9 protein-coding genes, 1 rRNA gene and 1 other RNA gene are annotated in these 12,400 nt (G+C 67.4%); 8 read left to right on the top strand and 3 right to left on the bottom strand.

Annotated features, from left to right (window positions below):
* Positions 1-54 precede the first annotated feature (54 nt).
* Positions 55-444: a YchJ family protein gene (locus ABQ137_RS00055; RefSeq protein ID WP_104553812.1), complete on the top strand. Its 390-nt coding sequence runs from the start codon at positions 55-57 to the stop codon at positions 442-444.
* Positions 445-616: 172 nt separating this feature from the next.
* Here ABQ137_RS00055 and ABQ137_RS00050 read toward each other — a convergent pair whose 3' ends face one another.
* On the bottom strand, positions 617-1,375 hold the full coding sequence (locus ABQ137_RS00050; RefSeq protein ID WP_065046747.1) for an SDR family NAD(P)-dependent oxidoreductase: 759 nt from the start codon (positions 1,373-1,375) through the stop codon (positions 617-619).
* A 96-nt stretch (positions 1,376-1,471) separates the two neighbouring features.
* On the opposite strand from ABQ137_RS00050, the gene ABQ137_RS00045 reads away from it, so the two are divergent.
* From ABQ137_RS00045 to bphP, 6 genes are all read left to right on the top strand, one after another.
* Complete coding sequence (locus tag ABQ137_RS00045; RefSeq protein WP_184515046.1) at positions 1,472-2,344, top strand: LysR family transcriptional regulator; 873 nt, start codon at positions 1,472-1,474, stop codon at positions 2,342-2,344.
* Positions 2,345-2,608: 264 nt separating this feature from the next.
* Positions 2,609-2,815: a hypothetical protein gene (locus tag ABQ137_RS00040; protein WP_024939646.1), complete on the top strand. Its 207-nt coding sequence runs from the start codon at positions 2,609-2,611 to the stop codon at positions 2,813-2,815.
* Positions 2,816-3,127: 312 nt separating this feature from the next.
* A complete protein-coding gene (locus ABQ137_RS00035) occupies positions 3,128-5,290 on the top strand; it encodes a lytic murein transglycosylase (protein ID WP_184515043.1) in 2,163 nt (720 codons plus the stop codon).
* Between the two features lie 375 nt (positions 5,291-5,665).
* A complete protein-coding gene (locus ABQ137_RS00030) occupies positions 5,666-6,931 on the top strand; it encodes a TCR/Tet family MFS transporter (RefSeq protein ID WP_349780899.1) in 1,266 nt (421 codons plus the stop codon).
* A gap of 99 nt (positions 6,932-7,030) precedes the next feature.
* On the top strand, positions 7,031-7,624 hold the full coding sequence (locus tag ABQ137_RS00025) for a biliverdin-producing heme oxygenase (RefSeq protein WP_104577442.1): 594 nt from the start codon (positions 7,031-7,033) through the stop codon (positions 7,622-7,624).
* On the top strand, positions 7,621-9,522 hold the full coding sequence (gene bphP / locus ABQ137_RS00020; protein ID WP_104569434.1) for a bacteriophytochrome BphP: 1,902 nt from the start codon (positions 7,621-7,623) through the stop codon (positions 9,520-9,522). Before ABQ137_RS00025 ends, bphP begins: the two co-directional genes overlap by 4 nt.
* Positions 9,523-9,561: 39 nt before the next feature.
* Here bphP and ABQ137_RS00015 read toward each other — a convergent pair.
* Together ABQ137_RS00015 and ABQ137_RS00010 are read right to left on the bottom strand one after the other, a co-directional pair.
* Positions 9,562-9,632, bottom strand: a non-coding RNA gene (locus ABQ137_RS00015) — sX9 sRNA.
* Between the two features lie 54 nt (positions 9,633-9,686).
* The gene (locus ABQ137_RS00010; RefSeq protein WP_349780898.1) at positions 9,687-10,862 is read right to left on the bottom strand and encodes a benzoate/H(+) symporter BenE family transporter; all 1,176 of its coding nucleotides are present in this window, start codon (positions 10,860-10,862) and stop codon (positions 9,687-9,689) included.
* Positions 10,863-11,674: 812 nt separating this feature from the next.
* Between ABQ137_RS00010 and ABQ137_RS00005 the strand changes: the two genes are divergently transcribed.
* Positions 11,675-12,400, top strand: a 16S ribosomal RNA gene (locus ABQ137_RS00005); the annotation flags it as partial.

Genomic DNA, 12,400 nt, shown 5'->3' with positions numbered 1-12,400 from the left:
CATAAACGCGCAGAAACCCCGCCTCCCACTTCCCACTTCCCGCACAATCGCCAGATGCCGACTTCCACTTCCAACGATCCCTGTCCCTGCGGCCGCGCCGCCACCTACGCGCAGTGCTGCGGGCACTACCACGCCGGCGCCGCCGCGCCCGATGCCGAAACCCTGATGCGTGCGCGCTACAGCGCCTACGTCCGCCGCGATGTGGCGTACCTGCTCGCCAGCTGGCATCCGTCCACGCGCCCACCCGAGCTGTCGCTGGACGAGGGCGGCCGCACCACCTGGCTCGGCCTGACCGTGCAACGCGCCATCGAGACCGGCACCGACACCGCCGAGGTGGCGTTTCTGGCCCGCTACCGCATCGGCGGCGGCAGCGCGGTGCGCATGACCGAACACAGCCGCTTCGTGCGCGAAGACGGCCGCTGGTATTACCTCGACGCGCGCTGAGCACGGCCCGGCACTGTCGCTGCCGGGACACCACCAGGACGCGGCAGGGTCTAACGCTCGTCGGCACCTGCGTGCCGGCACCGCGCCGCTGCGGCCGCGGCCCTGGACGCTGCGGCCGATATCGGCCTGCCGGGCCCCCACCGGCCCTCGGTAACGTCGGTAGTCGGTCGTACTAGTGGGCGAAGGCGTGCAGGCCGCCGTCCACGGCAATCACCTCACCGGTCAGATAGCGTGCAAGTGGCGAGGCCAGATAGGCGACCAGATGAGCGATGTCGTCGGGTTCGCCGAAGTAGCCGATCGGCACATGGCGCGCGATGAAGGCCTGGCGCGCTTCCGGCGTGGGATGGAGCTTGTCCAGCACTTGTTCGGAGTTGATGCGTCCGGGTGCGATGGTATTGACCGTGATGCCCTCGGCCGCCAGCTGCGAGGCCATGCCCTTGGCCCAGAACTGCAGCGCTGCCTTCGCTGCGCCGGCGCCGTTGACCTCGCGGGGCTCCATGCTGCCGCTGAAGTTGATGATCCTGCCCCAGCGCCGGTGGCGCATGCCGGGCAGCAGGGCCTGGGTCATGCGCCGGGCACTGCCGAAGTTGAGCGCGAAGGCTTCGTCCCAGTCCGCATCGCTGGCCTCCAGCGCAAAAGGGCGTGCGCCACCGGCGGTATTGACCAGGATCTCGATCCGGCCCAGCGCCTGGCTGGCATCCCGGGCGATGCGCGTGATCTCGGTCGCGCTGGTGATGTCGCCGGGGATCACCAGCGGGCGCGGGTGACCCTGTGCCGCGATGTCGCTGGCCAGCTGTTCCAGCCTGTCGGCGCGGCGCGCGGTGATCGCCAGCTGTACCCCCTCGGCCGCCAGCACGCGGGCAATGCCGGCGCCGATTCCGGTGCTGGCGCCGGTCACCAGTGCCGTGTGTTCACGCAATTGCAGATCCATCGACAACGTCCGTCTGAGTGAGGGCCCCAGCCTGATCCGTTATCGAGCCGCGATAAACGCCGTTATCCTGCATTGATTGGCAACCAGGAGTGTTGAATGGATCTGCTGGACAGCATGCAGGTGTTCGTCCGCGTGGTGGACGGCGGCAGCCTCGCCGCGGCGGCGCAAGCGCATGGTATTTCCCCGACCATGGCGGGCAACCACCTGCGCGCCCTGGAGCAACGTCTCGGTCTGCAGTTGTTGGTGCGGACCACGCGACGGCAGCGATTGACCGCGTTTGGCGAGGCCTACTACGGGCGTTGCCGGGAGATTCTCGAGCTGGTCGCCGATACACAGGTGCAGGCTGACGGTCAGCGCCTGGAACCGGCCGGGCTGCTGCGGGTCGCCGCACCGGTGTCGTTCGGAACCTATGGGCTCACGCCGGTGCTTGGCGAGTATCTGCAGCGCCATCCCCAGGTGAGCCTGGATCTGCAGCTCAGCGATCGGGTGCAGGATCTGGTCGACGAGGGTATCGATGTAGCCGTCCGCATCGGGGCGCTGGGCGAGTCCTCGCTGGTGGCGCGCGCGCTGCAGCCTTATCGCCTGTGGTGCTGCGCGACGCCGGCCTATCTGCACCGCAACGGTACCCCGCAACGGCTTGCCGACCTGGCCGGGCACCAATGCCTGGGGATGGATGCCAAGGCGCTCGGCCAGTGGCAGGACTACACCGGCGAGCGAATTGGCCCGCTGTCGCGCGCGCAGTTGCATCTCACCAGCGGCCCGGCCTTGCATCTGGCGGCCTTGCAGGGCCTGGGCATCGTGCTGCAGCCGGCGTTCCTGTTGCGTGCCGACGTGGAAGCGGGCCGGCTGGTGCGGCTGTTTCAGGACCGGGAGCTGCACCGTCCACTAAGCGTGCTCTATCCCCAAACCCGCTGGCGCTCGGTCACGGTACGCAGCTTCGTCGATTTCCTGCTGGAGCGGTTTGCCTGAAGCCGCCGGGCGTCAGACGGACCCCGTGGCAACGCGCGTTGCCGGAGCCTGGCTGGAGCGGCGAGCGTGCGGGGCGATCAATGCGCCGCGTTGCTGCTGCAATCACGCCGGTTGTCTCCATCGCCCGGGTGATCTAACGCGATAGCCGGCACCCCGTTCGTTCCGACGAACGGCAGGCACGGCCGTGCTTTCTCGACGCCACGTTCGCAGCCGATCCCGGAAGCTTGCCGCCTCGGCGGAGCTCGCCGCGGGGCGGACACGATGATGGCAACCTTCAATCTCTGGCAGTGGGTGCTTGTGGCCATCGTGGTATTTGCGATCGTGCTGCCGGCGTGCCTGGCCACGGCACTGATCTGGTTCGGCCCCCGCCACGACGCCCCGCGCAGCGCGCGCGCCCGACGTATGCCCGACACCAGCCCCTCCAGCCCGGCGTTGTCGCTGCTGACCGGCATCACCGGCGACGGTAGCTAGGCGCGGCGATCGACGCGGCTGGGTTGCCGCGGCGTCTTCGCCAGGCGGGCCGGACCGATGCCACTCCATCGGCACGCAACATCATTCTCCGACTCGCGCCACACGATCTCTGCGTCGTGCCCATCGCGCTGAAAAGCGTACGCACCGCACAGTCACCCCTGCGTATCGCTGCCGACCAGCGCAGCGCACGATGCCGTCGCAACATCACGACCTGCACGCCTGCAACCAGCCAGGTTGGCTATCCTCGGCGGCTCGACCTGCCGCAGGAGCACTCCATCGCATGACCTCCGTCCACACGCCGGCCATCGTGCCGTGACGCCGACCCGGCGCGTCCTGCCTGCGCTGTTGGCGCTGGCGCCGCTGATCGCCTGCGCCGATCCGGCCTTCGACCGCTGCCTGGCCGGCCTGCAGACCCAGGCCGCCGCCAAGGGCGTGGGGGCCGCCGACTTCCAGCGCTTCACCGCCGGCCTGGCGCCCGATCCCAGCGTGTTGCCGCTGCTCGATGCCCAGCCCGAATTCACCACCCCGATCTGGGACTATCTCGCCAGCCTGGTCGACAGCCAGCGTGTCGCCGACGGCCAGGCCATGCTGGCCACCCACCGCGATTTGCTTACGCGCCTGTCCGAACAGACCGGGGTCGATCCGGCCACCATCGTGGCGGTCTGGGGCGTGGAGAGCGACTACGGCCGTGTCACCGGCAAGCGCCCGCTGCTGGTCTCGCTGGCCACGCTGTCGTGCGCGGGCCGCCGCCAGCCATTCTTCCGTGGCGAATTTCTTGCCTTGCTCGGCCTGCTGCAGCAAGGCGATCTGTCACCGGATGGCTTGACCGGCTCCTGGGCCGGCGCCTTCGGGCAGACCCAGTTCATGCCTTCCACCTATGCCCGCATCGCGGTGGATGGCGACGGCGACGGCCGCCGCGACCTGGTCGCCAGCATTCCCGACGCGCTGGCCTCCACCGCCAACTATCTGGTCAAGGCCGGCTGGGAGCGCGCCCGCCCCTGGGGCATGGAAGTCCGCCTGCCTGCCGGCTTTGACGCCAGCAAGGCCGGCCGCACCCGGCGTCAACCGCTGCAGGCCTGGCAAAACGCCGGCCTGCTCGGCACCGACGGCAAGGCGCTGGCGCCGGCCGGTCTGCCCGCCGAAACCCCGGCCGCCCTGCTGCTGCCGGCCGGCGCGACCGGCCCGGCATTCCTGGTGTTCCGCAACTACGACGCGATCTACGCCTACAACGCCGCCGAAAGCTACGCGCTGTCGATCGCCCTGCTCGCCGACCGCCTGCGCGGTGGCGCCGGCCTGGTCGCCGCCTGGCCCACCGACGACCCCGGCCTGGGCCGCCCCGAACGGCGCGAACTGCAGCAATTGCTGCTGGCGCGCGGCCATCTGATCGGCGAGGCCGACGGCATGATCGGCACCGCCAGCCGGCGCGCCATCCAGGTCGAGCAGACCCGCCTGGGCCTGCAGCCGGCCGACGGCCGCCCCGGCCAACGCATCCTCACCGCCCTGCGCGCCGCCCCACCGGTCGCCGGCGCGGCGGCCATCCGTGCCACGGCGTTCAAGCTGCCGGCCGCCTATCCCGCATTCGTCCAATCCCCCATCGTCCAGAAGGCACCCCCCATGTCCGACCTCACCGGCCTGCGCACAGGCGACTTCCACGGCTTTCCCTCGCTGTTGATCGACACCCCGTTCTCCACCGCCGCCATCAGCCTGTTCGGCGGCCAGCTGCTGTCGTTCGTGCCCAAGGGCGGGCAGGACGTGATGTGGCTGTCGCCCACCGCCAAGCAGCCGCCCACCCCGATCCGCGGCGGCGCGCCGGTGTGCTGGCCGTACTTCGGCCGCCAGGACCAGACCGGCGAGGTCCCCGCGCACGGCTTCGTGCGCACCGTGCCCTGGCAGCTCACCGAGAGCCGGCGCGAGGACGACGGCACCCTGGTGCTCACGCTGACCCCGCCCAGCTTCGACGACCTGGCGCTGCGCCTGCGCATGATCCTGCGCATCGGCCGCACCCTCGAACAAAGCCTGATCACCGAAAACACCAGCCCGGCCCCGGTGCGCTTCACCCAGGCGCTGCACAACTACTTCCGCGTCGGCGACGCGCTCACCGTCAGCGTGCAGGGCCTGGACGGGCTGGACTACCTCGACAAGTACGAGAACTACGCCACCGCCCACCGCCAGCAGGGCGACTGGAGCCTGCGCGACCCACGCGACCCCGGCCGCAGCGACCGCATCTACACCAACGCCGGCGGCCGCTACACCCTGACCGACCCGGTACTCGGCCGCCGCATCGTCATCGCCACCAAAGGCAGTCGCTCGCTGGTGGCCTGGAACCCGGGCCAAGAGGCGGCCGCCAAGATGGCCGACGTGGGCGAGGGCTGGCGCGATTACGTCTGCCTGGAAGCGGCCAACGCCGGCCCGGACGTCATCGAACTCGCCCCCGGCGCCAGCCACACGCTGACCCAGACCATCAGCGTCGAGTAAGCGCAAGTTGGCACCAGGATCGCCCAGATCCTGCGCTGCCTTCCAACAGGATGAAGCAGCACGGCACCTTCTCCCGCCGGGAGAAGGTGCCCCGAAGGGGCGGACGAGGGCGCGGGCGAAGCCTCGTGCCACCTCACAATGCCTGTGGCTTCGCACGTACCCTCATCCCAACCCGCGCTCGGCGCCCCGCCCGCGCATGAGGCGCAGGCGCTCAAATGCACGCGCGCCAGTGGCGCGCAAGCCATGCCTTCTCGCCCCGCGCGAGAGGGGCTTTCAGTGATGGGGACCTTGGGCGTATCAGGCGACAGCTCATCCCCACAACTGCGCCACCCGGTCCACCGCTACACTCGCCGCTTCGCCCCACTGCGCAGCGCGATGTCCCTCCCAGCAGATTCCGCTCCCGCCACGGGCCGGCGCCGCGCCGCGCTGATCTTCATCTTCATCACCGTGCTGATCGACGTGCTGTCGTTCGGCGTGATCATTCCGGTGCTGCCGGATCTGGTGCGCCAGTTCACCGGGGGCGACTACGCCGTCGCCGCCGGCTGGATCGGCTGGTTCGGCTTCTTGTTCGCCGCCATCCAGTTCGTCTGCTCGCCGCTGCAGGGCACCCTGTCCGACCGCTATGGCCGCCGCCCGGTGATCCTGCTTTCCTGCCTGGGCCTGGGCCTGGACTTCATCCTGATGGCGGTCGCCCATTCCCTGCCGATGCTGCTGCTGGCGCGGGTGATCTCCGGGGTGTGCTCGGCCAGCTTTTCCACCGCCAATGCCTACATCGCCGACGTCACCCCGGCCGACAAACGCGCCGGCGCGTTCGGCATGCTTGGCGCCGCGTTCGGTATTGGCTTTGTCGCCGGGCCGTTGATCGGCGGCTGGCTGGGCAGCATCGGCCTGCGCTGGCCGTTCTGGTTTGCCGCCGGGCTGGCGCTGCTGAACGTGCTGTATGGCTGGTTCGTGCTGCCCGAATCCTTGCCTGCCGAACGCCGCACGCCACGCCTGGACTGGTCGCATGCCAACCCGCTCGGCGCACTCAAGCTGCTGCGCCGTTATCCGCAGGTGTTCGGCCTGGCCTCGGTGGTGTTTCTGGCCAACCTGGCGCACTACGTCTATCCCAGCATCTTCGTGCTGTTCGCCGGTTATCAATACCACTGGGGCCCGCGCGAGGTGAGCTGGGTGCTGGCTGGCGTCGGCGTGTGCAGCATCATCGTCAATGCGCTGCTGGTCGGCCGGCTGGTGCGCTGGCTGGGCGAACGCCGTGCGCTGCTGCTGGGTCTGGGCTGCGGGGTGGTCGGTTTCGTCATCTACGGGCTGGCCGACAGCGGTACCGCGTTCCTGATCGGCGTGCCGATCAGTGCGTTCTGGGCGATCGCCGCACCGGCCGCGCAGGCCTTGATCACCCGCGAGGTCGGCGCCGATGCGCAGGGCCGCGTACAGGGCGCGCTGACCAGCCTGGTCAGTCTGGCCGGCATCGCCGGTCCGCTGTTGTTTGCCAACGTGTTCGCCTGGTTTATCGGCACGGGCGCACCGCTGCATCTGCCCGGCGCCCCCTGGTTGCTGGCGGGTGTTCTGCTTGCCGCAGGCTGGGTCATGGCCTGGCGGCGGGCAGGGCGGGGGGGCGGCACGGCCCCCGCGGCACAGGGATGATGCCAACCTATTCAGCTTGTGCTCGCGCCTGCTTTATCTGATTTGCGCAGTCACTGCTAGGCTGATGCATTCCGTGCTGCGGCACCGCCTCCACTCATTATGTGTCCTGACACCCTGGCTGTTCCGCCCTCGGCCGCGCTCGCGCTGCGCCATGCCACGCAGGACGCCCACCGCCTGGTCGAGACGGTTCCGCTGATGCAGGCGCTGGGGCAGGGGCGGGTCGATCGCGCTGCCTACACGCTGATCCTGCGCCGGCACCATGCGCTGCTGGCCGGCTTCGAAGCGCAATTGAGCGACTGGCTCAGCACCCTGATCGGTGCCGGCTGGCAGTACCGCCGCCGCGTCCCGGCCCTGCGCGAGGACCTGCACACGCTCGGGCAGCCGCCACAGGCGCCCATCGCGGCGCCTGCCGCCGGCAACGATGCCGCGCGCTGGGGCATGCTCTACGTCATCGAAGGCTCGCAGCTCGGCGGGCGGATGATCGCGCGCACCTTGCGCAAGCAGCAGCCCGCGCTGGCTGACGCCTTGCGCTATTTCGAACTGGCCAACGACGACCCGGCCGGCTGGCGCCGGTTCCAGGCCATGCTCGATCAACGCCTGGACACCTCTTCCGCGCGCGCGTCCGCCATCGACGGTGCGCAGCGCATGTTTGCCCACTTCCATACCTGTCTTGCAGCGGAGCCGCGCCCGTGAATCAGCCCACCGAACCCCTGGATATGGATGTCTGTGCACGTGAGCCGATCCATATCCCCGGCCTGATCCAGCCGTACGGCGTGCTGCTGGTGATCGAGCCGGCCGACGGCCGCATCGTGCAGGCCAGCACCACCGCCGCCGACCTGCTTGGTGTGCCGCTGGCCGAGCTGCTGGGCATGGTCTACACGCAAGCGCTGGAACTGCCCGGCGAGCAGCCGTTTGCGGTCGAGGACCAGGCGCAGCATCTGCTGCATGCCGACGTGCGCTTTCCCCTGCGTGCAGCACCCACCGAGCACCCCTGGGTGGCCGCCTGGCATCTGTATCCGGAGCAGTGGCTGGTGGAAATCGAGCCGCGCGACGCACGCCTGATGGACGTCACCCTGCGCGAAGCGCTGCCGCTGCTGCGCAGCATCGAGCGCGATCCCGGCATCGCCGAAGCCGCCGTGCGCGCCGCCAAGGGGCTGCGCAGCATGATCGGCTTCGACCGGGTGATGGTGTACCGCTTCGACGAAGAGTGGAATGGCGACATCATCGCCGAAGCGCGCCAGCCCGAGCTGGATGCCTATCTCGGCCTGCATTACCCGGCCACCGACATCCCGGCCCAGGCGCGCGCGCTGTACCTGCGCAACCGCGTCCGCCAGATCGCCGACGTCGGCTATCGGGCCTCGCCGATCGAACCCACCCTGCATCCGCGCCTGGGCACCCCGGTGGACCTGAGCGATGTCAGCCTGCGCAGCGTCTCCCCGGTGCATCTGGAATACCTGGCCAACATGGGCGTGACAGCCACGCTGGTGTCCTCGATCGTCGTCAACGACGCGCTGTGGGGGCTGATCGCCTGCCACCACTACAGCCCGCACTTCACCAGCCACGCCATGCGCGATGCCACCGATGCGGTGACCCGCGCGCTGGCCGGGCGCATCGGCGGTTTGCAGGCGGTGGCGCGTGCGCACATGGAATCGGTGCTGCTCACCGTGCGCGAGAAGCTGATCACCGACTTCAATGACGCCGACCAGATGACCGTGGAAATGCTCGCCGACATGGCGCCCGACCTGATGGACGTGGTCGACGCCGACGGCGTGGCGATCTTCCATGGCGGCGAGATCAGCCGGCATGGCAGCACCCCGGACGCGGCCGCGCTGCGCCGCATCCGCGACCACATCGAATCCGAACACCACGATGCCCTGCGCGAAGATGCGGTCGGCGCCCTGCATGTGGATGCGATCGGCGAGGTGTTCCCCGAGCTGGCCGACCTCGCCCCGCTGGCGGCCGGTTTCATTTTCGTGCCGCTGATGCCGCAGTCGCGCAGCGCCTTGCTGTGGACCCGCCGCGAGCAGGTGCAGCAGGTCAAATGGGCCGGCAATCCGCAGCTGGCCAAGCTGCAGGACATTCCCAATTCGCGCTTGTCGCCACGCAAGAGCTTCGACCTCTGGCAGGAAACCGTGCGCGGTCGCGCGCGACGCTGGTCGCCGCTGCACCTGGAATCGGCGCGCAGCCTGCGCGTGCTGATCGAACTGATGGAGCGCAAGCGCTTCCAGCAGGATTTCACCTTGCTCGAAGCCTCGCTCTCGCGGCTGCGCGATGGTGTGGCCATCATCGAACGCGGCACCGCGGACGCGCACCGGCTGATGTTCGTCAATCCGGCCTTCGCAGAACTCAGCCAGACCGAAGTGGCCGACCTGATCGGTTGCGACATCCTATCCCTGCTGGCCAGCGATGCCGCCCCGTCCAAGGTGGAGCTGCTCGAAGACGCGCTGCGGCAAGGGCGCGCCGCCTATGTCACCCTGCCGCTGCGCTCGCAGGGGGGCGCGCCGGTCTACCGTCAGTTCCACCTCGAACCGCTGCCCAGCCCCAATGGCGTCACCGCCCACTGGCTGCTGCAGCTACGCGACCCCGAATAAGCGCAACCCGCAACCGAATCGCCTGCCGCGGCCAGCAGTGGCTGACAAAACGTAGCCTGCAGTCGCCAGCGGGGTGCGGACGGCGCGGAAATACCGCAGTGTTGAGGACTCCGCGCACCGGCCGCGCCCGCCTGGCGGTGTGCGCCGTCGTTTTGATCGCTGCCCTAGGCCCGCGGTCGCAACACCAGCAAGGTGATTGTTCCGGCCACCAGGCCCCAGAACGAGGCGCCGATCCCGCCCAACGTCAGCCCCGATGCGGTCACCAGGAAGGTGATCAAGGCCGCTTCGCGCTCGCTGTCCTGCTGCAAGGCGGCCGCCAGGCTGTTGCCGATCGTGCCTAGCAAGGCGATCCCGGCGATGGCCATCACCAGCTCGCGCGGAAAGGCGGCAAACACCGCCGCCACGGTCGCGCCGAACACGCCGATCAGCACATAGAACACGCCCGCGCTCACCGCAGCGGTGTAACGCCGCGCCGGATCCTCGTGCGCCTCGCGGCCCATGCAGATCGCCGCGGTGATGGCCGCCAGGTTCAAGGCATAGCCACCGAAAGGTGCCAGCAGCGTATTGACCACCCCGATCCAGCCGATCGTTGGCGAGATCGGCACCGCGTAGCCGGAGGCGCGGATCACCGCCACGCCCGGCACGTTCTGCGAGGCCATGGTGACCACGAACAACGGAATCGCCAGCCCGAACAACGCCGCCCACGACAACGACGGCACCACCAGCACCGGCCGGGCCAGTTCAAGCTGCACGCTCTTCCACTGCATCAACCCGCTGCCGGCCGCAATCGCCACGCCGACCAACAAGGTCGCGATCACCGCGTAGCGCGCAAACCAGCGCCGCCCGGCCAGATAGGCCGCCAGCATCGCCAGCGCCAGCCACACCTGGCTCTGCATCGCCACGAACAGGTCCAGCCCGAAGCGCAACAGCACCCCGGCCAGCATGCCCGAGGCCAGCGAGATGGGTATGCGTCGGATCGCCTTCTCAAATAACCCCGAGAAGCCGGCCAGCATGCCAAGCACCGCCGCCAGCACAAACGCACCGACCGCCTCGCGCAACGGCACCCCGGCCGCACTGCCGATCAGCATGGCCGCACCCGGCGTGGACCAGGCCGTCACCACCGGCACCCGGTAGCGCAGCGACAGCCCGATGCAGGTCACGCCCATGCCAATGCCGAGCGCCCACATCCATGAGGCGATCTGCGCCTGATCCGCCCCCAGGTGACGCGCCGCCTCGAACACGATCACCGCAGAACTGGCAAAGCCCACCAGCACCGTGACAAAGCCAGCGGTTATCGCAGGCAGGGACAGATCGCGAAGCAGGCTGCGTAAGGGAGACATTGGAGCTCTCTATCTAGTGCATGCATTCTTACCGAGCACGCCGGTGATCGATAGCGCAGCACCTTGCGTGGTCGGCTCTCTATCGACGCTCTTGTTGTCCTGCCTGGAAAGCACGACGTCGCTGCAATGCGGACACATGGTCCTATGACCCTGATAGAGAGAGCAGGCCGGATACACCGAAAAGTGCGTGGAATCAGGCCTGGCGCATGGGCGCAATGACGCCCGTGTCATGCCAGTGTCAAAAAGTGCTTGCACTTCTGCACAGTCTCGATAAACTGCGCGGCCTCGCTCAGGACGGCGGCGCTTCTCGAAGCATCGCAACAACGAACGGGGCGAATCGGAAACATCACAAGGTGTTGACGAAACGAAAAAGCCGGCTATGATGGGCGGCTCGCTACACGGAAAGACGCTACGGCGGACTGAAGTGCAGCGGCGGCAACTTCCTCTTCACGAGGGGTTGACGAAGATGAAAAGCCTGCTAATATGGCCGGCTCGCTTCGCAGAAAACCTTCAGGTCGAAACGAAGCAGCGTCAACCACCTCGAAATGAGGTGTTGACGGCAAGAAAAAGTCCGCTATAATGGGCGGCTCGCTTCGACGGAAACGACGAAGCTGACGGGAACGGCGCTGAGGCCACTTCCCAATGTTCTTTGACAGTGTGCGCAGGTAATTTGTGCGGACGCCTGCAGGAAGGATGATTGTCCATCTTGCAGACGTTTAATCAAAATGCAACATATTAATTGCTTTGCAAGCGATAAGTTGCCAGTGGTTGAACTTCTGCAGCTAAAGTATTTGCCTTCGGGCATGTAATTTTAAGTGAAGAGTTTGATCCTGGCTCAGAGTGAACGCTGGCGGCAGGCCTAACACATGCAAGTCGAACGGCAGCACAGTAAGAGCTTGCTCTTATGGGTGGCGAGTGGCGGACGGGTGAGGAATACATCGGAATCTACTCTTTCGTGGGGGATAACGTAGGGAAACTTACGCTAATACCGCATACGACCTACGGGTGAAAGCGGAGGACCTTCGGGCTTCGCGCGATTGAATGAGCCGATGTCGGATTAGCTAGTTGGCGGGGTAAAGGCCCACCAAGGCGACGATCCGTAGCTGGTCTGAGAGGATGATCAGCCACACTGGAACTGAGACACGGTCCAGACTCCTACGGGAGGCAGCAGTGGGGAATATTGGACAATGGGCGCAAGCCTGATCCAGCCATGCCGCGTGGGTGAAGAAGGCCTTCGGGTTGTAAAGCCCTTTTGTTGGGAAAGAAAAGCAGTCGGTTAATACCCGATTGTTCTGACGGTACCCAAAGAATAAGCACCGGCTAACTTCGTGCCAGCAGCCGCGGTAATACGAAGGGTGCAAGCGTTACTCGGAATTACTGGGCGTAAAGCGTGCGTAGGTGGTGGTTTAAGTCTGTTGTGAAAGCCCTGGGCTCAACCTGGGAATTGCAGTGGATACTGGATCACTAGAGTGTGGTAGAGGGTAGCGGAATTCCCGGTGTAGCAGTGAAATGCGTAGAGATCGGGAGGAACATCCGTG

The organism is Xanthomonas sp. WHRI 8393, from assembly GCF_040203315.1.
Lineage (GTDB): Bacteria > Pseudomonadota > Gammaproteobacteria > Xanthomonadales > Xanthomonadaceae > Xanthomonas > Xanthomonas arboricola.
The sequence above is the reverse complement of the archived record's forward strand: the minus strand, read 5'-3'. Positions and strand labels throughout refer to the sequence as shown.